Annotated in this window: 21 protein-coding genes; 11 read left to right on the top strand and 10 right to left on the bottom strand. The window is 50.1% G+C overall.

The annotated features are described in order from the left end of the window. Window position 1: 1 nt before the first annotated feature. The 3 genes from F566_RS0111065 to F566_RS0111055 all read left to right on the top strand — a co-directional run bounded on the left by F566_RS0111065 (window position 2) and on the right by F566_RS0111055 (window position 9729). A complete protein-coding gene (locus F566_RS0111065; protein ID WP_020407052.1) occupies window positions 2-8122 on the top strand; it encodes a hybrid sensor histidine kinase/response regulator in 8121 nt (2706 codons plus the stop codon). Further along, a complete protein-coding gene (locus tag F566_RS0111060) occupies window positions 8122-9171 on the top strand; it encodes a chemotaxis protein CheB (protein WP_020407051.1) in 1050 nt (349 codons plus the stop codon). The genes F566_RS0111065 and F566_RS0111060 overlap by 1 nt, the downstream gene beginning before the upstream one ends. A gap of 87 nt (window positions 9172-9258) precedes the next feature. Further along, entirely contained in the window at window positions 9259-9729 is a 471-nt protein-coding gene (locus F566_RS0111055) for a chemotaxis protein CheW (RefSeq protein ID WP_020407050.1), read from the top strand. A gap of 88 nt (window positions 9730-9817) precedes the next feature. Here F566_RS0111055 and malE read toward each other — a convergent pair whose 3' ends face one another. The 5 genes from malE to F566_RS0111025 form a co-directional block, all read right to left on the bottom strand. After that, on the bottom strand, window positions 9818-11053 hold the full coding sequence (gene malE, locus F566_RS0111050; RefSeq protein WP_020407049.1) for a maltose/maltodextrin ABC transporter substrate-binding protein MalE: 1236 nt from the start codon (window positions 11051-11053) through the stop codon (window positions 9818-9820). 334 nt (window positions 11054-11387) lie between these two features. Further along, the gene (locus tag F566_RS35405) at window positions 11388-11840 is read right to left on the bottom strand and encodes a GNAT family N-acetyltransferase (protein ID WP_020407048.1); all 453 of its coding nucleotides are present in this window, start codon (window positions 11838-11840) and stop codon (window positions 11388-11390) included. Window positions 11841-11956: 116 nt separating this feature from the next. Next, window positions 11957-12409, bottom strand: a complete 453-nt coding sequence (locus tag F566_RS0111040; RefSeq protein WP_020407047.1) for a hypothetical protein — start codon at window positions 12407-12409, stop codon at window positions 11957-11959. Window positions 12410-12600: 191 nt separating this feature from the next. Next, window positions 12601-13074, bottom strand: coding sequence for a helix-turn-helix domain-containing protein (locus tag F566_RS0111030; RefSeq protein WP_020407045.1), 474 nt, complete (start codon window positions 13072-13074; stop codon window positions 12601-12603). Window positions 13075-13365: 291 nt separating this feature from the next. Next, window positions 13366-13794, bottom strand: a complete 429-nt coding sequence (locus tag F566_RS0111025) for a hypothetical protein (RefSeq protein ID WP_020407044.1) — start codon at window positions 13792-13794, stop codon at window positions 13366-13368. Window positions 13795-14119: 325 nt separating this feature from the next. Here F566_RS0111025 and F566_RS0111020 point away from each other — a divergent pair, with 325 nt between their 5' ends. From F566_RS0111020 to F566_RS0111005, 4 genes are all read left to right on the top strand, one after another. Further along, on the top strand, window positions 14120-14599 hold the full coding sequence (locus tag F566_RS0111020; protein ID WP_026179925.1) for a Fur family transcriptional regulator: 480 nt from the start codon (window positions 14120-14122) through the stop codon (window positions 14597-14599). After that, window positions 14596-15360: a zinc ABC transporter ATP-binding protein ZnuC gene (gene znuC / locus F566_RS0111015; RefSeq protein ID WP_020407042.1), complete on the top strand. Its 765-nt coding sequence runs from the start codon at window positions 14596-14598 to the stop codon at window positions 15358-15360. The genes F566_RS0111020 and znuC overlap by 4 nt, the downstream gene beginning before the upstream one ends. After that, window positions 15353-16150: a zinc ABC transporter permease subunit ZnuB gene (znuB, locus tag F566_RS0111010; RefSeq protein ID WP_020407041.1), complete on the top strand. Its 798-nt coding sequence runs from the start codon at window positions 15353-15355 to the stop codon at window positions 16148-16150. The genes znuC and znuB overlap by 8 nt, the downstream gene beginning before the upstream one ends. Before the next feature lie 110 nt (window positions 16151-16260). Then, complete coding sequence (locus F566_RS0111005) at window positions 16261-17187, top strand: hypothetical protein (RefSeq protein ID WP_020407040.1); 927 nt, start codon at window positions 16261-16263, stop codon at window positions 17185-17187. 71 nt (window positions 17188-17258) lie between these two features. On the opposite strand, the gene F566_RS0111000 is transcribed toward F566_RS0111005, so the two are convergent. Next, entirely contained in the window at window positions 17259-18257 is a 999-nt protein-coding gene (locus F566_RS0111000; protein ID WP_020407039.1) for an AraC family transcriptional regulator, read from the bottom strand. Between the two features lie 812 nt (window positions 18258-19069). Between F566_RS0111000 and F566_RS0110990 the strand changes: the two genes are divergently transcribed. After that, window positions 19070-19744, top strand: coding sequence for an SIMPL domain-containing protein (locus F566_RS0110990; RefSeq protein ID WP_020407037.1), 675 nt, complete (start codon window positions 19070-19072; stop codon window positions 19742-19744). Between the two features lie 108 nt (window positions 19745-19852). Here the strand turns inward: F566_RS0110990 and folE are convergent, their stop codons facing one another. The 3 genes from folE to F566_RS0110975 form a co-directional block, all read right to left on the bottom strand. Next, window positions 19853-20419: a GTP cyclohydrolase I FolE gene (gene folE / locus F566_RS0110985; protein WP_020407036.1), complete on the bottom strand. Its 567-nt coding sequence runs from the start codon at window positions 20417-20419 to the stop codon at window positions 19853-19855. 13 nt (window positions 20420-20432) lie between these two features. After that, window positions 20433-21179: a dihydromonapterin reductase gene (gene folM, locus F566_RS0110980; protein WP_020407035.1), complete on the bottom strand. Its 747-nt coding sequence runs from the start codon at window positions 21177-21179 to the stop codon at window positions 20433-20435. Between the two features lie 104 nt (window positions 21180-21283). Next, entirely contained in the window at window positions 21284-22129 is an 846-nt protein-coding gene (locus tag F566_RS0110975) for a 23S rRNA (adenine(2030)-N(6))-methyltransferase RlmJ (RefSeq protein WP_020407034.1), read from the bottom strand. 264 nt (window positions 22130-22393) lie between these two features. Here F566_RS0110975 and F566_RS0110970 point away from each other — a divergent pair, with 264 nt between their 5' ends. The 3 genes from F566_RS0110970 to F566_RS0110960 all read left to right on the top strand — a co-directional run bounded on the left by F566_RS0110970 (window position 22394) and on the right by F566_RS0110960 (window position 24455). Continuing rightward, window positions 22394-23362 (top strand): DnaJ C-terminal domain-containing protein, encoded by a 969-nt coding sequence (locus F566_RS0110970; RefSeq protein WP_020407033.1) that lies wholly within the window; start codon window positions 22394-22396, stop codon window positions 23360-23362. Window positions 23363-23365: 3 nt separating this feature from the next. Then, window positions 23366-23698, top strand: coding sequence for a chaperone modulator CbpM (locus F566_RS0110965; protein WP_020407032.1), 333 nt, complete (start codon window positions 23366-23368; stop codon window positions 23696-23698). A 151-nt stretch (window positions 23699-23849) separates the two neighbouring features. Further along, the gene (locus tag F566_RS0110960; RefSeq protein WP_020407031.1) at window positions 23850-24455 is read left to right on the top strand and encodes an outer membrane beta-barrel protein; all 606 of its coding nucleotides are present in this window, start codon (window positions 23850-23852) and stop codon (window positions 24453-24455) included. A 140-nt stretch (window positions 24456-24595) separates the two neighbouring features. Here the strand turns inward: F566_RS0110960 and F566_RS0110955 are convergent. Beyond that, window positions 24596-24878 (bottom strand): transposase domain-containing protein (locus tag F566_RS0110955; RefSeq protein ID WP_020407030.1); only part of this gene is annotated, 283 nt, incomplete at its 5' end.

Raw genomic sequence — 24878 nt, 5'->3', positions numbered from 1 at the left:
TATGGCGGGCAACCATGACTACGTAGCTCTTGAGTGGGTTAAGGGCGAAATTGACAGCACACTGAATCAAGCGCAACTCGCGCTTGAGGACTATGTGAATAACACTGAGGACAGTGCAAAGCTCCGATTCTGTCTGAATTATATTCACCAAGTACACGGCACCCTGCAGATGGTGGAATTCTACGGCGCAGCTTTGCTCGCCGAAGAAATGGAGCAACTGGCCAAAGCCTTGCTGCAGGAAAAAGTGGCCAATCCGACTGAAGCGATTGAAGTTCTCATGCAGGCTATCCTGCAGTTGCCCAACTACCTCAGTCGACTACAAAGCAGCCAACGTGACCTTCCCGTTGTACTGCTTCCTCTGCTCAATGATTTGCGAGCATCAAGGGGGGAGTCTCTACTTTCTGACACCTCTCTGTTTACACCGGATTTATCCATTCTGCGCATTCCTGCATCTGACGAAGTTCGTCAGCGCCTGCAGAATGACAAAATGGTGTCCCAGCTGCGCAAGCTTCGTCAGATGTTCCAGTTTGCCCTTGCCGGAGTCATCCGGGAAGCGGACCTGGAAGCAAACTACAATTATATGCTCAAGGTGTTTAAGCGCCTTGAATCCATATGCCAGGACTCGCCTTTCAGCCAACTTTGGCGCCTAAGTGCCGGTTTTGTCTCCGGTCTGCAGGGAAAATCCATTGAGTTGTCTTCAGGGACAAAAAACGTTTTACGTTACCTTGATGCGAACCTGAAACGAATGATTGAGGAATATGTTGATATCCTCGGTCAACCAGCGCCGGAAGATCTGGCCAAGCACTTGCTGTACTACATAGCACGCTGTGACGGCTCCAACTCCATGTTGGACAGCATTCGCAAGGACTACCGACTCGCTCAGGCACTGCCCAGCGAACAGGAAGTAGACGAGGAACGTCAACGGATGACAGGCCCCGATCGCGGAGCCATTGATTCTGTAGTCGATGCCCTGAATGAAGAACTGGCGCGAGTGAAGGACCAACTGGACCTTTTCGTTCGTGGCGAATACAAAAATGCTTCTGATCTCCAGGAACTGATTCCTGGTCTGCAGCAAGTATCCAATACCATGGCGGTATTGGGACTCGGCATCCCACGCAAGGTCATTGGCGAGCAGATCGAGATCATTGAGAAGCTTGTTAATTCTGGCGAAGTTCCTGAAGACGATGTTCTAATGGATATTGCCGGAGCATTACTTTATATCGAAGCGACTCTGAGTGGCTTTGGTGGCGAGGAACATCGAGAAACGACCTCCGCGTCTCCATCTGAAGTTCCCAAAGACCAGATTCAGAATGCCCACGAGGCCGTTATTCGTGAAGCAAGAAATGGTCTGGAGCAAGCCAAGACCGATATTGTGGAGTTTATTGCTTCGCATTGGGATAAATCCGAAATAGAAGGCGTTCCCTCACTGCTGCAAAGTATTCGGGGCGGCCTGAAAATTATTCCGTTGACCCAGGCAGCCGACCTGCTTGAAGCCTGCGCCAGTTATATTGACCAGCAGTTGCTGCAAAAGGACCAGGCTCCCGACTGGAGTCAACTGGACACACTGGCAGATGCCATTACCAGTATCGAGTATTATCTCGAACGCCTGAGTGAAGGCAGCCGTGATAATGATATGATCCTGGAAGTCGCTGAACAGAGTCTCGCGCAACTGGGCTATCCCGTTGGCGAAGCAGCCGGTAAGGCTCAGGTTACCGCAGCGCCACAACAACCTGCCGCACCAACTGCCGCACCAGAATCCTCCAGTGAGAAAGCCACCGATCAGGAACTGATCGACGATGAAATCATCGAGATATTCGTCGAAGAGGCCGCTGAAGTTCTGGACACTATTAAACAGTATTACCCAAGCTTCCAGTCTAACCCGGAAGACCAGAATGCACTGACAGAACTGCGCAGGGCTTACCATACCCTGAAAGGCAGTGGTCGTCTGGTTGGAGCAACTGCTATCGGTGAACTGGCCTGGGCTGTTGAGAACATGCTCAACCGGGTTATTGAAGGCTCCATTCAGACCAGCCTTGAGATGTTTGAATTGCTTGAGCAGGTCAATGCCAGACTTCCCGCCTTGATTGACAGCTACAAAAGCGGCAGTGATGTTGCTGACACCCAGTCGTTTATTGAGACAGCAGAACGACTAGCCGCTGCCAGAAAGCAGGCACGCGCCAGTCAGGAAGAGCTGGATGAGGACATCACTGAAGTAGAAGAGACTCAAGAGCCAGCCAGTGAGCTTGATCTACCCTCACAGGCAATTCCTGCGACTCCTTCCGAGTTCAACTCGGGCGGAGCTCTTCCGACGGTAGAAGGAGAGGAACAGGAAACCGAAGAGGAGCCTGTAGAAGAAGCAACTGCAACTCCCGCCTCTGAACCAGTGGCTGCGGCGGATGATGATGACGATATGATCGATGATGAGATCATTGAGATATTCGTCGAAGAAGCCAGTGAAGTACTGGAAACAATTGGAGAGTTCTTACCCCAATATCTGGCCAGTTATGACAATACCGAAGCACTCACAGAAGTCCGCAGAGCTTTTCACACTCTAAAAGGCAGCGGGCGTCTTGTAGGAGCCTCGCAGGTTGGCGAGCTCTCCTGGTCAATCGAGAACCTGTTCAACAAGGTGATCGATGGCACCATCTTCATGAGTGACGTCATTGGCAATCTTGTCAATCAAGTCGTTGGAATACTCCCCGATCTCGTTGAAGACTTTAAATTGCAACGAGGCCCGTCGCACAATACTGACGGTCTGATGGAACAGGCACATGCCCTGGCCAAGGGAGAGGTTCCAAACAGCATCCCAGCCGGTAAAGACCTTCCTGATTATGTAGATTCCACCGGACTTAGCGCTGGAGGAATGGTGGTTGAAGAAGGTGACGCAGAAGAATCACTGGATATTGACCCGGCCCTGAAGGAAATTTTCCTTGCAGAGACCGAAAGTCACCTGGATACCCTTGGAGAATTCGTAAGGGAAGCGCAAGCCGCTTACGAACCTCTCGACCTGACAGATGATATTTCCCGGGCCATGCATACCCTGAAAGGTAGCGCCAATACGGCTGGCATCGAACCTATCGCCAGCATTGTGGTACCGGTAGAGAAGTTTGTAAAAGAAGCCCGGGCTCACAATGTCAAAGTGGACCATCGCATTGCAGAAATGTTGGCAGATACTGCTCGTTTCGTGCGGGAAGGTCTGGACCAGGTGGATACGACACCTCTTCGGGAACTTGAAGGCACACAGGAATTTCTTGAAAAGCTCCAGGAGCTCAGTGCGGAGTATCTCGCAGACGACAACCGATACGGCAATCTGCAGAGCGTTGATAAACCAGATCCTCATCTGATCAATCTGTTCCTGACAGAAGGCGTGGATATTCTGCTTGATGCAGAACGCATTCTGAACGAGTGGAGAAAGGATCCTGAGGTTACCATTGATATCGAAAATCTGGTGACCGAACTGACAACTCTCGCTCACGGAGCACATGTTGCGGGGCTGGACGATGTCGCAGAATTGGCCCAGGCGCTGGAAGGATTGTATGAGCGCGCCATGAAGTCTGAGCCGGGCGATGACTATTTCTTCGATTTGGCCAACCGCGGTCATGAAGTATTGATCAGCATGATGGATCAGGTCGCTGCCGGTTTGGCAACACAACCTGAGCAGGACCTGATTGCCGAACTGAATTCCCTGGCAGTATCTCTTCAGTCCGTCAGCGAACAGGCAGAAGAACCCCAGGCTGCTGATGAGACAGAGGACAGCTTCTCCATGGACGAGATTCCCGTCCTGGAAGCGGAAGAACCCGAGACCTCATCGATGCCGCCAGAAGGCGTCTATCAACTGGACCCTGATCTGGCCGAAGTTTTCCTCGAAGAAGCCAACGATATCATGACCAGTTCCGGCGACGTCATTCAGGACTGGAGCCGCAGCCCTAATGACAATGAACTGGTCCAGCAATTACAAAGGGATCTCCATACTCTCAAAGGAGGCGCTCGCCTGGCAGGCATCCCGCCGATAGGCGACCTTGCCCACGAGTTGGAAAGCCTGTTTGAAGGCATCGTCGAAGGCCGGATCGTTGCAGATGAAGAAGCGGTTAATCTCGCACTTCTCGCGCATTATACCCTGGCCGGCATGGTGGACTCCGTCGCCAGTACGTCAAGTGCATCCGAAGCACCGGATCTGATTGAAGCACTGCGCGGATACATCAGTGGTGCTGGCAAAGAAGACACAAGTGAGCAGGAAGAAGAGCTGCCACTGCCGGATCTTGATACTGGAATCGATACCGGAGCAGACGACGACATTCCAGTACTGGAAGAAGTCGCCCCTCTTGATCCTGAGATGGTAGAGATATTCCTTGAGGAAGCTCAGGATATTGTTCACCGGACAGGCGAGACACTCCATAACTGGTCTGAAAATCTGACAGACAACGAACTCCTGGCCCAGTTGCAGCGCGACCTTCACACTTTAAAAGGCGGCGCGCGTATGGCAGAGATCAAGCCAATCGGCGATCTTGCCCACGAGCTGGAGACACTATTCGAACGTCTGACCGAAGGACGCCTGCAACCTGTTCCTGAGATGGTTGGCCTGGCCACTGAATCCCATGACAGCCTGGCTGGCATGGTCGATTCGGTCGCGCAATTGCACCCGGTCCAGCCAGCCCAGAATCTTATCATTCGTATCCAGGCGATGGCTTCCGGACAAACCATCGAAGAGGCGGCCCCAGAGGAAACTTTCCCTGAAGAAGACGCGCCGACTCTCGAAATAACAGATCTAGAAGTTACAGAAGAAGCAGATGCGCCGACAGAAGATCTCGAATTACCGGAAGTCGAGATGTCTGAAGAGCCGATCGAAATAGAGGAAGCACCTGTACCGACACCGGCATACGAAGAGCTAGATGTCAGCGCAGTTGAAAATGAGTCTTACGAAACCACAGACCTGGACCAGGAGCTGGTTTCCATCTTCCTGGAAGAGGCCCAGGAGTTGGTCGATACAACTGCACAAAACCTGCAAAGCTGGTTGTCTGAACTGGACAACATTGAGCATGTTAAAGAACTGCAGCGCGCCCTGCACACCCTCAAAGGTGGTGCCCGCATGGCTGAGATCAAGCCCATAGGCGATCTTTCCCATGAGCTGGAAACACTGTTCGAGGGTATTGTCGAAGGACGCTTCGAGGCAGAACCTTCGCTGTCGGAACTGATGCTGCAGTGTCACGACCGACTGGCCGTCATGGTAGAGAATGTCGCGGCACAACAGCCGGTTGCTGCTGCCAATGATCTGATCATGCGGGTGACTCATTACTATAATCACCACACTAAAGGTGGCTTGCAGCCTCGCGACACCATTTCTGATATTGAACGAGAACAGCAGTCTCTGCAGAATCTCGCCGGAGACACCAGCGAAGATGAACTGAGAATGATATTCCTGGATGAATCCCGGGATATTATGGAAGCAGTGATGGACTGCTTCGATCGCTGGAAAGAGAATCCGGATAATATCAATCCGGCCCGCGAACTCACCCGGGATCTGGCCACTCTGAACGGTGGCGCCAAGCTGGCTCACGTTGGCAGCGTCACAATGCTGACAGAGGCTCTGGCCAAATGCATGGACTCGGTTGTCGATGGGCAGCACCAGGTCAGTGACGAACTGATCAGTCTGGTGGAGCGCTCCATGCGCTATATTTCACGCCTGCTCGACCAAATTGAACAGCTGGAGCAACCAGAAGTTCCCAATGAGCTGATCCACGAACTGGAACAGCTGGAGCGCGGTGAGCCGATTGTCAAAACTGCTCTGCAACTGGAAGTCGATCCGGAAATTCTGCAAGTATTCATTGAAGAAGCGGATGAGCTAAAGGGGACGTTGGAGCGTGAGCTTGGCGACTGGTCCCGTGATCCTCGAAATGCCAACCATGCAGATTCGATGGCCCGCTCCCTACACACTCTGAAAGGTGGAGCGCGTCTGGCCACCCTTTCCGATATTGGCGACCTGACTCAGGAACTTGAATCCATAGTGTTGGATGCATCCAACAACAAGCACGAGCTGGATGATGCTCTCCGAGGAGAGATAGAAACTCTTTTCAATCGCTTGAAAGTGGAGATTACTCGGGTCAAGGCGTTTTACGACACCCTGGAGGAAGCCGACCAGGCTGATGCCCCGCAAGCTGCGGAAGAAGAAATCTCTTCTGACGACAAGCTGGCGGAACAAATGATGCAGTTCCAGCGTGAGAAACCTTCTCCCGCGCCAGAAAAAGCCAAGAAAGAAGAAAAACCGGCCACACCAGCTCCTGCGGCACAACGCCAGGCTCCGGTGGATACGATCAGGGTTTCTTCACCATTGCTTGAGGGCTTGGTAAACCTGGCAGGTGAAACCAGTATTGCACGTGGTTTGCTGGAACAGCAGATCAGTGACTTCGGTTACACCCTGGAAGAAATGCAAGCCACCATTGATCGCCAACGTGAGCAGTTGCGTCGGATGGACATGGAAACAGAAGCCCAGGTTCTATTCCGGATGGAAAAAGAAGGCGTTCCGGAATATGAGGACTTTGACCCTCTTGAGATGGACCGTTATTCCTCCATACAGCAGCTTTCACGGGCCCTGAGCGAATCCTCTTCGGATTTGACGGACCTTCGTGAAACACTGATGAACAAGACTCGTGATGCTGAGACTCTGTTGCTGCAACAATCCAGGATCAATACCGAGTTGCAGGAAGGGTTAATGAAAACCCGCATGGTACCGTTCACCAGCACGGTTCCGCGTTTGCGTCGGATTATCCGTCAGGTCAGTACGGAACTGGGCAAAAAGGTCGACTTTGAAGTTTACAACCCCGAAGGCGAGCTGGACCGGACCGTCCTGGAGCGCATGGTTGCTCCCCTGGAGCACATGCTTCGGAATGCCGTTGACCATGGTGTCGAGATGCCTGAAGAGCGCGTTAAAGCCGGCAAGAGTGAAACCGGTCGAATCGAGCTCTCTGTTGGCCGTGAAGGCGGAGACGTGGTGCTGATACTGTCTGATGACGGTGGCGGCATCAATGTGGAAGCCATCCGCAAGAAAGCGATCAAACAAGGCTTGCTGGACGACGACGTCCCCATGACCGACCATGACGTGCTGCAATTTATTTTCCATGCTGGCTTCAGTACCGCTGAAAAAGTCACACAGATTTCCGGTCGTGGTGTCGGGATGGATGTTGTGGCCAGTGAGATCAAACAGCTTGGAGGACGTGTTTCCATCGACTCCAAACCAGGCAAGGGTACGCGCTTCATTGTGCACCTGCCGTTCACGGTATCGGTCAACCGGGCTCTGATGGTCAACACCGGTGAAGACTACTACGCCATACCTCTCAATACCATTGAAGGTATCGTGCGTGTCAGCACCTATGAACTGGAAGAGTTCTATAAACCAGAAGCGCCACTATATGAGTATGCCGGCCAGAAATACCGGCTACAGTACCTCGGTAGCCTGCTGAACAGTGAGCACCATCCAAAACTTCAGGGCCAGGCACTGCCTCTTCCGGTGATTCTGGTTCGCGGCGGCGGTGAACAGCCTCTGGCGCTACAGGTTGACAGCTTGATGGGCTCCCGCGAGATCGTGGTTAAAGGCCTTGGGCCTCAGTTCTCTAACGTACGCGGCGTATCCGGTGCCACCATCCTCGGTGATGGTAGCGTGGTCGTCATTCTCGATCTACCGGCGCTGCTGCGTACTGATATTACCACCCAGCTGCATAAAGAAGTTGAGCAGCCAGTCGAAGCCAGCAGATCCACCGGCCCAACCAAAGTCATGGTGGTGGACGACTCGGTCACGGTAAGAAAAGTTACCACGCGTCTGCTGGAACGGAATGGTATGGAAGTTATTACCGCAAAAGACGGGGTGGACGCGATTGCCATTCTGCAGGATCACAAACCGGACGTTATGCTGTTGGATATTGAAATGCCACGGATGGACGGCTTCGAGGTTGCCAGCCTCGTACGCCATGACTCACGCCTGAAAGAAGTACCGATCATCATGATCACCTCGCGTACCGGTCAGAAACACCGGGAGCGAGCTCTGTCAATTGGCGTGAATGAATACCTGGGTAAACCGTTCCAGGAAAGCGTTCTTCTCGACACAATAGAGAGTCTTGTGGATAAACGCTGATGCCGGGGCAACAAGCAGTCATAGGGCTGGTTTCAGACTGCCCGCTGCAACGTCACATTATGCAGGCCGCCATTGAAGGCTACGGCTTTACTGTGGCGATTAACAGTGACCCGGCACGAATAGACAAGGAGTATCTTGAGCGTTTTGCGTCGGTTCAGACCTGGATTGTCATCCTGGCGGACGAAGACCTATGGTCCGACGCTTTGGATGTCATGATAGAGAGCAGCGAAGCGCCCATCCTATTCGGGTTGGGCGAGGCTCCTGGTAAACACTCTCCGGATTATGCCAAGTGGGAGCGACGTCTCTACAGTAAACTGGTGGAACTGGTCGGTGAACCGGAGACTCTGTCGGAACACGTTGAAACCCTGAATGACCTGGACACTCTGGTCAACAGAAATCCCCAGGCAATCCCCCTACCCCACCATATCCGCCCGGCAACAGCCTCGGATCCGGTGGAAAGGGTGGTCATACTGGGCGCCTCATTGGGCGGCCCCGCTGCAGTGAAAAGCTTTCTGGACTGTTTACCAGTAGGCCTTCCTGTAGCCTATGTCTATGCTCAGCATATCGACCAGAATTCAGCGAATGTCCTGGTCAGGGTGTTGGGACGCCATGCGACGGTGACGTTGACTGAGGCCCGTCAGGGAGGCAAGCTTCATAACGGTGAAGTTGTCATTATGCCGGTGGACCAGGAAGTCACTTTTGATGAAGATGGTGCCATGAGCTTTCAGGAACATGCCTGGCCGGGTCCTTACGGACCTTCCATAGACCAGGTCATGTTAAACGTTGCCAATTTTTATGGTTCCAAAGCCAATGCCATTTTATTCAGTGGCATGGGAAATGACGGAGCCATCGCCGGCCCGCTATTGAAAGCCTACGGCAGCAGAATATGGACACAGACTTCCGACTCTTGTGCCAACAGTTCTATGCCGGATTCAGTCGCTGACACGGGCTGTGTGGAATTTAGAGGGACTCCGGTACAACTGGCGGACAAACTGGTCAAAACGATAGAACTGGAAGAATTGTCCAAACGAAGGCGGGGCATAGGCTAAGCTTAGTGTCAGGCGCAATCCGGGTCTGGATAGTCATCCCACCCGGTAAAGACAAATGAATACCAAACTGCGACCGAGGATATCCAGATGGCGCAAACACCAAATCAAATTTCATGTCTGTTGATTCCTGTAAAGGACAGACAGTTATTGCTACCTAACGCCAGTGTCGCTGAAATTGTGGATTTTCAGCAGCCGGAGAAAACAACCGGCAGCCCTAACTGGTTTATGGGCTATATTCGCTGGCGGGGAATCAGGCTACCGGTCATCTCCTATGATGCGACCAATAACCAGGACATCGTCCCCGAAGCATCACGCTTTGCGCGTATTGCTGTGACCAATACCATCGGTGAGCACCATACCAACCTGCCATTTATCGCCTTCTTAACCGAAGGTTTGCCGCGCCTCATGAAAGTGACCAAAGAGGAAATCACTGAACGTGATGATGTTGCTTTGAGCCTGGCAGATCAGGCAGCCGTCAAAATCAGTGGTGAAGAAGCGTTTATCCCAAAACTGGAAAAGCTTGAAGAACTTGCGGTCAAAGCCGTTTCCAGTTTCTAGCAGGCTGCCGGATATCTTTCCAAAAGGTTGAAAGGGAACAATCGCCCCTTTCAACCCTCATTTCACGCATCAAACTATTTCCAGTCGTTTAATCAATATCTGCTAGATAATGGCGACGCCGCCACCCCTTGAGTTCATCCAACTTTCGTAAACGCTCTGCCATATCGTCCAGCGTTGGAGAGATATCAGCCTTACCTTGTAGCATTTGCGGCAGCTTGGTACTGAACAGACTCCAGAAACGCTTCATTTCAGGGACATCCGGCATTAATTCTCCCCGCTCCGCACTCTCAAAGGTATGCAGAATCAAAGGGTCCTCAGAAAGCTCTTTCATGAGCCGGATATTGGCCACAGCCCCCAGGGGTTTATCTGCATTGACCTGTTTGAGCCCCTCATAAGTGAGCAGGTAATCCTCCAGAAAACGCTGCGCCGCGTCTTTTTCCTGGCTGGCCGCATTGATTGCCGCAGACATCACGCCAACAAAAGGTCTTCCGGGTTTATTTGCCTCCACTGAGGGGATGTCGCCAATACCAAACTCGACGCCAGACTCCCTGATTTCATTCCAGGCCCATGGGCCATTGATAATCATGGCGACTTTACCGTTCTTGAAGCCATCCATCATGGAACCGTAATCGGCTTCTTTTGGAATAACCTCCCGTGCAATTAACCCCCGAAGCGTATCAATGGCACGAGAAGCGCCGCCGTTATCGAACCCCACATCTGTCAGATCATAAATCCCGTTGGCCTTGCCAAAGCTATAGGCGCCGCTTGCCGCAATAATCGGCCAGGTAAAGTAAGTGTTATTGTAGTCCCAGACCAGGGCTTTACGGCCTTGCATGGCTAACTCGCGATCCAGCTGCTCCACGGCCTTGAGAGATTTTGGGGGATCACTGACCAGCGCCTTGTTATAGATCAGACTGACGGCCTCAATTGCGATAGGGAAGCCGTATATTCGGTCACCAACCGTCAATGCCTCCCAGGTAAAGGGAGCCACACTGTTGTGCATTTTTGCTGAAGGGGTAATAGGTTCGAGAAAGCCTTCGTTTATCCAGGGACCAAACCGGTCATGAGCCCAGATGACGATATCGGGTCCCTGGGCGGTAGGAGCCAGCCGGTCAAACTTGGTGGTCAGGCTATCCGGGGTTTCCACTTTTACCGGTATACCTGTATCAGCCTCAAAGCGGCGGCCAACTTCGGCAACCCCTTTAAATCCTTTATCACCGCCAATCCAGAGTAACAGCTCAGGATCACTGGCTGCACTGACTGAAAGAGATATTGCCGACAGAAACGCGCAGGAAATCAGACTGAATTTGAGCGTATTTATCATTGTTTTAGCCTCGTTTCGCTTAGGGATTAATCACCCTCGACGATGAGACTCAGCGCTAACGATTTCCCTGCCGCCAGATACATCCATTAAATTAACCGGCATCGTTGTATTTTCAAGGTCCGCCTCCACCATCCGCGGAGGAGATACGAACGCATTGTTATTTTAGTTAATTGACCGACATTCTAGTCCGATTAATGACATTTTGCAGGCTTTTTACAGGTAACTTTACATAGATCCCGACAATTTGAGACAAAAATCAGAACGTCTTCACTTTTGTCGGGAGAAACCGACACACGCAATATGAGCGTAGCTATGTGCCAGGTGTAGTAAGTTGTCAGGATTCTATAACGCGTTCCATTTGAGTAAGAGTAGCTACGAAACCAAGTTTTTCATATGCAGTAACGGCATTTCTGTTTGTATTTGAAACGTCCAGGCAAACAGAGCGTGCGCCTTTCCGTAAGGCCCACTTTTCAGCCGCAGCCAAAAGCTCTTTAGCCACTCCGGACTTTCGGTACTCTTCCTTTACATAAATCGAGTCTATATAACCCTGGGGGATGTTATAAAACCACTGCAAACAAACCAAGATCGAGCCTATAGGAACATTGTCCTGTAAAGCTGTAAACCCTGCCATATCCTCATTTCCATTTATACCAGCAATACCAGTTCTCATGTCTCGCTCTAAATCACTAGTTATTACCACTCCCGGAAATGATTCTTGAAAAGCGACCTTACCCCCTTCAAGGTAGTAATCTAGATCTCTTCTTATGTCAAAGTCTTGAATATCCATCTCGATATCAATTCTTCCTACGCCTTGTTAATCTGCATTGTTTTAATGTCCACTCTCTTCGTACCTAAAGCTCTTAGCAGGGTCGGCACAGGCCCCATGTCCTGTTTTGTTATACTTTAAATCCAATCAAAGTACCTAACCCACCATGTAGGAAAAGCTGGATTTCCCTTCATAACACCATCATACTTCGTGTGCGCTACTTCCTCTGGAATATAGTGGAATCCATATTCGCTTAGAAGAGCCTGTATTTTGGCTAACGATTCAGAAGAAATTTGGTCAATAAAAGTAATTGTTGCCAAACTACCAAAATTACTGAACCTAACAATTGGAACAACAGTTAAGCCTGATTCAATTTCTTTAGAGTACTCATCGAGGATAATAGCTAATCCAAAACTGGCATCTTGATTATCCATCCAACCCTCGAATCGACACACTACCATCAAAGATTGAATTCCGGCGAACACAGCTCTGGCCCGCTTTTCTACATCGCCCCCATTAAACTCAGATGGGAATTCATAGCAGCCATCTTCATCAGCGCCTTCAAGCAATCGTCTATAATATTCTTTCATTAATCTGAATCGCCACTGGTTCTCTAGAGCTTCTGCGCCCGGCTCCAAAGGCGCGTAGTTTGTTTGTTATACGTCAGCTTGCTCATTTGACCAAAGCCAATATCAGCACCAAAAAGCCCAACCCAACAACTATGACTGCCGCGAATGACGTATCAATACTTTTAATAAGCTCTACAAACTGGATCAGTTTATCAATCATCGTCGCCTACCACTTTAAGTTTTGGCTTTCCTCTTAAATTAGGACGCTCCTTATCTTCTTGCTTCCTATTTTCGCGCTCTGCAATCATATCCTTCGAATACGGTAGCAAAGCTTTAATCAATGGAGTAAGTCTATAGATATTGGTTTTACTGCCGCTCTTACTCTCTCGTCGTTCGATTCTTTCGATGAACTGAGCCTTCTCCATTTCTTGAATGCGTTTCTGGATAGCCCGAGGGGTCACACCTATACAATCTGCCAGTGTCTTCTTAGCGGGAAATGGATGGTTATCCGGCTCCCACCAGTATCGAGCGATCTGCAGGAGAATATTTAAATCCATTGGGGATAGCCCTAAAGAAGCCTGATGAACAAGAAGTGCGTTCGGTATTAACGTCCAACCAGCCTCAATGTTTTCTTTGCCCCATTTTTGCTCGTTGGCTTTAATCGTTGGTTTTTTTGAGGATGCCATGTCAAATACTCTTGGGAAATCTTGAATGCTTCAAGTATCCATCTACGTATGGTGTAAGCCAAGTTTGAGGGGAAGAAAAATAATTCTAGGGGGCTATTAGTAGTATAGGTGTTACGTTCGTTGCGTCTGATTGTCGATTCGTCCTTATTAGGGAGACTTTACTTTCTCCCAGCCGGAAGAACCATGCCCCCTCCCCGGGAGAACCATTTTTCTACCGGATTAAGATGCGTATAACGCCCAACTACTCAGCAATAAGCGTGCATCGGTTTTTGTCCTCGCTTGAGCACCTTGCTATGTATCGTCTTGAGTTAACCACTGAGCTTTAGACAACTTAACAACCTGCTCCGGCTCAATTGTAAAACCAAATTCAATTGAATGGTCGAAACCAACAGCCCCAGTTACTTGATAGCCTGTTTTACCCACTATTGCCATATGCCCTACGCGATCATAAGCATACACCTTAAGGAATAGCTCATCTGGTGACATTGAGCTTAAAACAGCCTCGCCTTTTCGGTATTTGTCAAGCGCCCGAATAGAAGTTGCAAATAAGTCTAGCTCTTGTTTTGCAACCCATACTTGGTTCTTGCAAGTGTAACCGTTACTAGAAACTGCAACACCAATTAGAGCATCACCACAACTTGGGAGACTACTATCTGTCTCTAACTGGACCTCTAGGTCAATATAGTTTGCGCCGTTTAGAATTCTCATATTTTTATGCATATCTCGTATGCGCACTTTTCCGTTTCAATACTTCGAAGATAGCTCCTTCAGCCCACTGATTCCAATGTAAGCCTCCCGAAAGTTCGGGCATCTTATACACGAAATATCATGTGCCCCTATACAATTTCTTGGGGCCTTGTTATCACAATAGATTAGATCCAAGCTATTGAATCACCCTGCTTTTCAGGAGGCCTCCTTCGTCAAACCAAGCCATTCTAGTCAGCCAAATCTCGAAGAGAGAATTAAGTAACAGACCCAGAGAATCCTTGGATGGCCAAACGTTATAATGTAACATCGCAGATCAATGCCGATCCCGAAAAATGATATGACTGACAGCACCGTTTTCACCAAACACGATCATCAGCTTTGCATACAGGAAGCTTTGGATACTGCCAAAGAAATCTGTAAATCCAATGGTCTGAGGCTGACAGACACCCGGCTCAGAGTTCTGGAGCTTATCTGGCAGTCCCATACACCTGTCGGCGCTTATGAAATCCTGGCAAAGTTCAGCGAGGAAGGCCGCAACTCCGCACCACCAACTGTTTATCGGGCACTGGAATTTTTGCAGGAGAATAACCTGGTCCATCGCCTGGCTTCGCTCAACGCGTTTATCGGATGCATTGCTCCGGAACATGGTCATCAGGGCAGTTTTCTGATCTGTAAAAAATGCTCTAAAGCCCAGGAGCTGACTTCGCGAGAACTGGAGAAAGATATCCAAGCCCTGGCCGGAAAGCAGGGATTTACCGTAGACAACATGACCCTAGAAGTCAGCGGTGTTTGTCCCCGCTGTAAGGCGGAAGCGTGATCCAGACACCATTGGTCCGGCTACAGGATGTAACCATCAGCATCAACGAGCAGACGCTTCTGGAGAATATCCAGTTGGATATCAATCCCGGTGAGATTATCACCGTTATCGGCCCCAATGGCGCCGGAAAGTCCACTCTGGCAAAGCTTGTTCTAGGCCTGCTGAAACCAAGCTCGGGAATTCTGATTCACCAACCCAAGCTTCGTATTGGCTACGTGCCTCAGAAGTTTCATGTCGACCCTTCCCTGCCGATGACCGTCAAACGATTTCTGCGCCTTGCCGAGAATGCCTCAAACTGGGAGCAGGCGCTTGCGCGGGTGGATATCACTCATTTGGCAAGTCAGCCGCTATCCACACTCTCCGGTGGGGAAATGCAGCGGGTCCTGTTGGCAAGGGCGATACAAATCCAGCCACAGCTGCTGGTACTGGATGAACCCGCACAGGGTGTAGACGTTACAGGGCAAGCTGAATTTTACCAGCTTATCAGAAGCCTTCGCGATGAACTGAGTTGCGGTACCCTGCTGATTTCCCATGACCTGCATCTGGTGATGGCCGCTACCGATCAGGTGCTTTGCCTGAACCGCCATGTCTGTTGCGCGGGGCACCCGGAAACAGTGTCAAATGATCCGGCATTTATTCACCTGTTCGGAGACCAGGCCGCACGCGCGCTGGCGGTCTACCACCATCACCATGATCATCACCACCACACCGACGGCACCATAGCCGAAGGTAGCGAATGCACCAGGCAAAATCATGCTTGAGATACTTTTACCGGCACTTCTCGGGGGCATTGGCCTCGCCCTGATCACCGGTCCTCTGGGCTGTTTTGTTGTGTGGCGCCGAATGTCCTATTTTGGCGACACCCTGGCGCACTCCGCATTGATGGGGGTTGTTCTTGGATTACTTCTGGAAATAAATATGACGCTTGGCATCGTGGTGGGCTGTGCGCTCATGGCACTGATTCTCGGGTTTATGCAAAACCAGAAGCAGATTGCTACCGACACTTTGCTCGGCATCCTCGCCCACAGTTCACTTTCGTTAGGACTGGTTGTACTCAGTTTTATGCCACGGATTCAGATCGACCTTATGGGATATCTGTTCGGGGATCTGCTGGCTTTGACATTTACCGATGTGGGTTGGATCTATTTGGGTGCCATTGCCGTCATGCTGGTGTTATTCAAGCTCTGGCGCGCGCTTCTCCTGACCACCCTTCATGAAGAACTGGCGGCCGTAGAGGGCATCAATATTCAGCGAACACGTATTGCCCTGATGCTGATGATGTCTCTGGTGATCGCGCTGGCAATGAAAGTCGTTGGCGTTTTACTTGTCACCAGTCTATTGATTATTCCAGCTGCCACGGCAAGATTTTATTCGAATACGCCTGAAAGAATGGCCCTGTCGGCTGCCGCGATCGGCGTTATGGCCGTGCTGGCCGGCCTGTCGTTGTCGTGGTTGCAGGACACGCCTACCGGGCCCTCTGTTGTCGTTTCCGCTTTTATCATGTTCCTGGCTTCTTTTTCATATCGACAATGGCGCCAGCCAGCTCATTAAAGACGTTACCTTGACCACAAAAAAGCCAGACCAGGTTAGTAATATCCTGATGAACGACCTATAGTTTGAGGTCATATGACATTGATTCGAAAACAACTATAAGTCGCCCAGTGAACGCACATCAGACTTCAAAGACCTACAGCTCTGGCAGGTATCAAGCCGGCTTCATCGCCTCCTGGGCCGCTTTGGCAGTTTTAATCGTGGGGTTGATGCTGACGGGCTCTGCCACCTATCTGATCACTCAACACTACCAGAACACTGCCTACAGCGCCTTTATACAGGAAGCGGGCTTTCTGCATAGACAGCTGGAAAAGACACTGGAGTCTTCTCGATTTCACGCGCAGCTGGCTGCTGAGTTTACCCTGAACCAGCCCGCATCTATGGATTTGCTCATGGAGAGGGCCAGGGAAATCAAAAGCATAGAACTCATACAGACTTCGCCTCTCGGGCCTGTGGCAATATCACTCCCACAAACTCTGGCAAACCTGGAACCTCAATCCAGCTACCTCAAGGAAGAGCTGTCCCAGGACAGATTGTTAGGTGTATTAACTGAGCATTCTCCTCAAATGCTGTCGCCCCACTACAATAAGCAGGCTCTTAAGGCCGGGCAGGCTGAAACCGTTTATCTGATCCCCAAAGGCGAAAATGTCTTATCCATTGGCATCGATCTGGGAATATTGCTGCAGGAAGTTAGGGAGCAGGCCAGGATACAGGGAGTGTCGGTAAACCTTTATGATCTTGAGCGTTTTTCCAGCGATCCCTTTTTAACACTCAATCCTGAACCCGTGAGTCAGAACAACCCGCTGGCGGATGATCGTCGATGGCAATACCAGAACACTTTTGCATTGCCAGACGCCGACTGGATGCTGAGAATGACGCCAACTATCAAGTTTCAGCGCAGATTTGACAGTCAAATGGCGCTGATTGTCTTTGCTTCCGGTACGCTGATAAGTCTTTTGCTGGCTCTACTGAGTAGCTTGCTGATACAGAGGCAATCCCACGAGGCCTCCCGCCGACAGCGCCAGGCAAATTACTAGCGAACACCCGACGTCTTAACCGCCAACCACCTGAATAATGCCAGATTTAGGCGTGGCTTCTGTTATCCGGCCTATTTTGGATTTCTGAATTGCGCCGGACTCTCACCTGTCCAGCGTTTAAAAGCCCGGCTGAATGCGCTGAGCTCTGAAAATCCGAGTAGAAAAGCGATTTCGCTGAGGGAGTATTTTTTCTTTTGCAGGTAGTCGAGCGCTTTTTCCTTGCGTACTTGTTCCACCAGTTCCTGAAAAGAATTATTTTCCTGCTTCAGCTTTCTGTAGAGGGTATGCCTGGACATATTCAGCTTCTCAGCCACATTGCCGGCATCAATATCTCCGCGGGATAAACGCTTGGCGACAATTCCCTTTACCTTATGACTGATGGACCGCCGCAAAGACATTTTCTGCAGCAATGCCTCGACCTGACGAGTTAACGCCTGATGCAGATAGGGATTGCGGTGAGGTAATTCGAATTCAAGAAAATCCGCATGGAATGCCATAAAGCAGTAGGGTTGATCAAACTTGACGCTGCACTGAAAAATACGCTCATACTCCGGCTGATAGTCCGGCGCTGAATGAGAAAAGCCCACCCTGGTGAGGTATATCTTTTCGCTGACATATTTCCTGGCCCTTGTCACCGCCAGTGCCAGCAACCGCTCCATATTGGACGGATGATACAGTGACTCATCACAGTAATATTCAATAACCGCTTCTTCACCGTCGACTCTTACTTTGGTGAGAACTCCCTCATTCACCAGGGCCGAGAGTCGCTCATATTGTTGCAGAGCCTGCCCCAGTGTTCGGTTATTGAAAACAATGTGGCCGATCACCCCCATACGACTGGAATCGACACACTCTCCCACATGCAGTCCAACTGCCGGATCTTGCAATTGCTGGCGTGCGGCATTCCAGAGATGATTAAAAGATTCCAGGCTGATCCGGGTATCCTGTTCGTCAAGTAATGCCGGATCAATATCTTCTGAGCGCAGCATAGGCTCTACCTGAACTTTGCGTTCAGACAGCCAATGACACAAGGCTTTGACAGAAGAACCGGAGACTGTTGGTTGATCCATATATTCGGGCTCGATTTACTGCAGGGAACACCAGGAATGACCTGGCACCCGGGCTATTGTTATAGGAACAACATTAGTGAACCTTTAAAAAACGGCCTGCGTGACCATTGCAATGCCATAAGTTGACTCTGTCGGTCTCGCCAACTTTTTTATTGAGGTTCCTTAGATTTCTTATATTTATCGGCTTTACCGCCTTCCCTACTGGAAGCAAAAACTCTATCTGTTTAACTATAGCTTGCTGTATCAAACAGGGTAAGTCACCCATTATTCACCTTAATGACAGAATGTCTCAAATATTTCCCTAACCCCTCCCATATGGACTAGACCACCCCAGTTGTTGACCAAAGATTGCAACAGATTGTCAAAACGTTAACACAGGGGGTCAAGCTTGATTCGTTCACCGGGTCTAGAATTTAAATCGTAAGCAGTGACCTTCTACTGTTTAGGCTTTCCAAGGTCCCTGATTAATTTCAGACCTTTTGTTTAATGGGAGCAAATCACATGATGTACGATGACGAATGGAAAGTTTGTGTTCCACACGATGACCAGGAACAAGCCAATCTTCTTGCGTTGAGCGAGTACCTGGACAACATCTACTATTGTTGACGAGATCCCTTAATACTCCAGCCTGATGAAAGTGCACATTACCGCGTTTTTTAACGCGGTTTTTTTATTTTCGGGCCTCACTTTTTCTTCAGACAACCTTCCTACTTAATTAAATCGCCTTAATTCCTGATGTTCTTTCTTGCCATCGGCAACTTACATGGCAAACTTAATCGCTCGATATTCCAGCTGATTTAAGGAGAAGCGACATGCTGATCAGGATAGTATTACTGATGCTCGTCACCACATTTGCACAGGCTGACGAAGTCCACTACAACCGCATTAATCTCAGCGCTAACGCCAAAGGTGAGCTGGCTAACGACACCTTGATGGTCGATCTTTATGCCCATGCGCAGGAAAAGGACTCTGAGACCGCTTCCCGTCAGGTAAACGAGGCAATGGAGTGGGCACTAAAAAAGGCGAAGAGAGTTGAGGGGATAAAAGTACAAACGCTCGGGTACCGGACAAACCCTGTTTATCGCGACCAAAGAATTGTCGCCTGGAAAGTTGAACAGCAGGTTCAGCTGGAGAGCAAAAATATCGAAGCACTGGCCAGTCTGACCGGCGAACTGCAAGAAAGATTGTCAGTAAATTCAATGAACTACGATGCTTCAGATGATCTGCGTAACGAAAAAGAAAATGAGCTGATTGTCGAAGCTCTGGCATCATTTAACAAACGAGCGGACATTATTTCCCAGACGCTGAAAGCTGATGCTTACAAGATTACCAACATCAATATTTCCACAGACCAGGCAGGCTACTATCCACGCATGGAAATGGCCCGTGGCGCCATGATGTCCATGCAAGCGGCTCCTGCAGCTGTCGAAGCGGGAACCCAGACAGTCACTGTGACCGTCAGTGGCGAAGTAGAGCTTCAGAAGTAGATTTTTAAATCAGATTAGGTCGAAGTGGCTATTTCGGATTTTCACGAAATACCTCTTCGACCTCCTCACATCGCTGCAACCCTGACGAAATTCATCAGTTGAACCGGGTTACAGTCCGAAGTGACCTTTCGCAAGGTTCAAAAATTCTGCACGAGTTGCCATATCGTTGCGCATACTTCCCAGCATCACTGACGACACCATGGAAGAATTTTGCTTTTCCACTCCCCGCATCATCATGCACATATGACGGGCTTCAACAATGACGCCGACACCACGTGCATTCGTGACTGACTGCACAGCTTCAGCAATCTGCTTGGTCAGGTTTTCCTGAATCTGCATCCGTCGGGCATACATATCTACAATCCGGGCAAACTTGGAAAGCCCCAATACCTTGCCACGAGGCAAATAGGCTATATGACACCGTCCGATAAAGGGCAACATGTGATGCTCACACATCGAATACAACTCTATATCCTTCACCATCACCATTTCGTCAGTGTCAGACTCAAACACTGCCCCGTTGACGATGGTTTCCAGATCCTGGTCATAACCTTTGCACAGAAACTGCATGGCTTTGGCAGCGCGCATTGGTGTATCGACCAACCCTTCCCGGTTGGCATCTTCACCCAGACCTTCAATAATCGCCCGGTAATGTTCGGCCAATTTATCTAACATCGATTATCCTCAACTAACGAATATGGCGACCGCCATCCAATTTAATTTCACGCCCGGTCATATAGGCATTGTCCATTATGAAGCACAAGGCCTGATAGACCACATCCGGGCCAGGCTCCACACCCATCACTGACTTTTTCAGGGTCTTTTGACGGTACTCTTCCGAGTCGCCCTCATTGAACATCAACAATGAAGGGGCAATGGTATTCACTTTAATCTCCGGGGAAAAGCGTTTGGCGAAAGATCGGGTCATATTTGCCAGACCTGCTTTCGATGCAGCATAGGCAATATGGTTGTCACTACCTTTTTCCACTACGTAGTCTGTAATGTGAATAATGTCTGCCAACGGTGAACGTCCTTTCAGCAGCAGATTCTGGCATCGCATATTCAGTAAATAAGGTGCCATCATGTGGAGTTGCATCATATCCTGCATAACAGCAGCATATTCAGTATCTGACTCTTTATCCCGTATCCATGCAGAAGCATTATGAACCAGGGCTCTCAGTGGTCCAACTTCATCATGTATCTGACGCGCGAGCATTTCGACTGATTCAGCCTGGGACAAGTCAGCCTTGAGACAAATCACTCCCTGCTCTCGCAGTTCGCCTATTACCGGACGTTCGGTATGATAAGTCATGGCCAATCGCTCGCCTCTCTCCAGCAAACGACGCAGACAATGGAGCCCAACCCTTTGACCGGCCCCTGTGATGAGTATTCTTCCCTCCCGGGTCCATAGTTCCTTCGTATTATCTTCCACCATATTCCCTACTACTTATCTTTTACCACATAGTAACTGATTTACCACAAGACGGCTGTTTTACGATATTGCTGCCGATTCAGACCTGAACAGAATGCGTTATCTGATTACGCATTCTGTTCAGGCTTTAGCCAATCGACAGCCACAGAGAGACGGTCATCCAGTTGAAGACTTTCCACCAAAAAGGACCATCCCGCCTCGATAGTCTGATCCACCTTCCAAGGTGGATTCATGATGAGCATTCCGCTTCCTACCATGCCTTTGGCAACATTCTTCTTCCGGATTTCGCTGCGCAGCACGTTATGCACCGAACTCTTCCGAACACCTTCCAGAAGTACGTTATGACGTGCTTCAGCCAATACGGGATACCAAATTGCCACGCAGGCACCCGCCCAGCGCTTTCTCAATTTTTCCAGATAGGCCGGTATTCGTTGGTAATCCTGCTTTAACTCGTAACTGGGGTCAATCAGAACCAAACCCCGTTTTTCGGGAGGTGGCACCATACCCAATACACCTTCGAAGCCATCGCGAAAATGAAGATGGATATTGCTGCAATGCCGATAGTGCTTTTTCAGCCACTCAAATTCCTGAGGATGAAGCTCACAAAGCACCGCCCGATCATTGGGCCTCATCAGTTTTTTGACGACTTCCGGTGAACCGGGATACTCTTGCCCTCCGATGCCATCCGAAACACCAAGTAGCTGTATGAAAGATTGCAGGCTTTCCGGCGCCTTTCCAGCGTGCTTCCAAATCTGGCCAACTCCCTCACGCCATTCAGCGGTTTTATTGGCTATATCGGAATCCAGAGGATACTTACCCCGTCCGGAATGTGTATCCAGATAACACCAGGGTTTATCCTTACGGCTCAAAGCTTCTATCAGCAACACCAGCAACCAGTGTTTGTGGATATCAGCAAAATTCCCTGCATGATAGGCGTGCTGGTAACTCAGCATAAATCTGTTTTCCCGTTGCGAATAATAATGCGGTCAGGACTCATAAAGTGCGACATTGTAGGGCCTGCCCGACCGGATCACCAGTTTACCAAGCCTGTAGCCACACCAACGAGCTTGAAATAACGGAGAAAGCCAATATATCTGATTCAAAGCAACTTTCTTGTTGGTACTGACGCTATAGTTAACTAGCTGGCTGTTGAAAAACTACCTGCTCGACCGAACACAATGACAGATGGCGTCCACACTTTAGAGGGCCAAGATCAAATGGAGTATAAAGATTACTACAAGATCCTGGGCGTAAAGGAGTCTGCCAGCGCCGAGGAGATAAAAAAGTCCTACCGTAAGCTTGCACGTAAATACCATCCGGATGTCAGCAAGGAAGCAGACGCTGAAGCCAGTTTCAAAGAACTGGGCGAGGCCTATGAGGTCCTCAAAGACCCCGAGAAACGTGCTGAATATGATCAGCTAAGAAAAATGGGGGCGTTTAGTGGTGACGGTCACTTCCAGCCACCACCGGGTTGGGAGTCAGCTTCACACTTTTCTGGTGGCGGCTTCACCGATGCCGATCCACAGCATTTCAGTGATTTCTTCGAAGCGATTTTCGGGCGTAGCGGTACCGCCCACCGGCAGTATGGTCGCGGAGGACGTCAGTATGGCTTCCAGATGCGGGGAGATGATATTCATCATAAACTGCCGCTGTTTCTGGAAGAAGTATACTCTGGGGTCAGCAAGCAGATCACCGTGAATATCCCAGAAGTGGACGAACGGGGAATGCTTGCCCACAAACGGAAGACACTCAATGTCAAAATCCCTGCCGGCATGGCACCCGGTCAGCATATTCGCCTGCGGGGACAGGGAGCACCTGGCGTCGGAGGTGCTGATAGTGGAGATCTGTTCCTGGAAATTGAGCTAGCGCCGCACCCCGTATTCAGCGTTCAAGGTAATGACATTCTGATCAACTTGCCCATCACCCCCTGGGAAGCAGCACTGGGCACACAGGTTGTGGTCCCCACGCTGTCGGGCAAAGTCAATGTCAAAATCCCTAAAGGTGCCACTCAAGGGCAAAAACTCCGACTTAAAGGCAGAGGCCTTAAAGGGGGTAAGCAGGGAGACCAGATTGTCATTCTCCAGATTTCAGTTCCTTCGCAGCACTCAAAAGAAGCGGAAGAGCTGTATGCCAAGCTGGCAGAACAGGAAAAAAGCTACAACCCAAGAAACAAGATGGGAGTCTGAGCCATGGCGAGGGAAATCACGATCGACATCACTTACTCTTTTACCCTTGGCGAACTCAGCGAACGAGCCGGTGTCAGCCCGGAGTTTATCCTTGAACTTGTTGACCTGGGCGTGCTGGAACCATCGGTAAAGCCGACAAAAAGTAAGCCCATGCAATTTGAGGCCAGATCCCTGACGCGTCTGCAATGCGCCAGGCGACTGCACAGGGATCTGGATGTCAATCTCCCCGGAGTTGCGATGTGCCTGGACCTTCTGGAAGAAGTGAAACAACTCCGAAGTGAGGTAGAGACTCTGCACCAATTGATGGGCTTCAACCAGGATAAGCCATCCTCCTAACCTCCTCCCCAAACACCCAGATAGTTTTATGACGAAAACTGCTAGGCTTCGGGTGTTGTTTTTTGTACAATCGCGCGCTTTTTGACGAGACAACTCGTCTCTTTTTGTCCTCCCCGAGTGAAATAAACACGGTTGTATTAAGGTTGATTCAATGAAGAAGTATCTTTCCCTGGCCGCTCTGGCCCTCGTTCTCACGCCATATGCAAACGCTGACGAGAGCAGCGACTCACAAAGCCCTAAGGCCTTCGCGCCTCACGTTTATGTCGAAGCAACCGCTGGTTCAGCGACAGCACTTGATGGTTGTGACGGCGTCAGTGATGACATTTGTGATGATCAGGATACCGGCCTTCGCCTGGCTTTCGGCTACCAGTTGAATCAACAAGGCTTTCTGGAAGTAGGGTTTATCAACTTCGGTGAGGTGAACTACGACTTTTCTGACTATGTTGATGCGAAGGCTGAAGTCACGGCCCTCTATGGCATGGGCGGTATCATGCTGCCAACTCAATATGCCGAATTCTACGGCAAAGGTGGATTTGCACTGACTCGAGTTGATATCAGCGCAGAAAGCCCATTCAGAAAAGTCAGCAACAGTGGTACCGGATTGGCTGCTATCGGTAGTGTCGGAGTCCACGTCCCATTGACCGACAACTTTGGCCTGGTTGGTCAGATGGACTATGTTGTGGATGCCGGTGACGAAGACGAAACAGGAACCTCTGATATGTTTTTCATCAGCGCCGGAGCAAAACTGAGCTTCTGATCGAAAATCCCAAGCCACTCTCCCGCACGGCGGGAGGGTGGTTAGATGTTCTTCTCTTAACAACGCTCTTCCCTCCACCGCCTTTCACGTTCAACAGTTCCATATTCTGAATTAGCTGTTAATCTGTAAGCGTCCGGCTATCACAGGTTGACCGGACCGCTCCAGTTGTGAGGCAGTAATTCAGCAATGGCACTGTTCTTCTGCGTCGGCAGACGCGCCAGTACATCTTTCAGATAAGCATAGGGATCATGTCCGTTCAGTTTGGCCGATTGGATCAGACTCATTACTGCCGCTGCCCGCTGACCACTGCGCAGCGATCCGGCAAACAACCAGTTGGAACGACCCAGCGCCCAAGGCCGGATCTGGTTTTCCACCCAATTATTGTCGATGGGCACGGCGCCATCCTCCAGGTAGCGTGTCAGT

Source organism: Hahella ganghwensis DSM 17046 (assembly GCF_000376785.1).
GTDB lineage: Bacteria > Pseudomonadota > Gammaproteobacteria > Pseudomonadales > Oleiphilaceae > Hahella > Hahella ganghwensis.
This window is presented reverse-complemented; position numbering and strand designations above follow the sequence as displayed.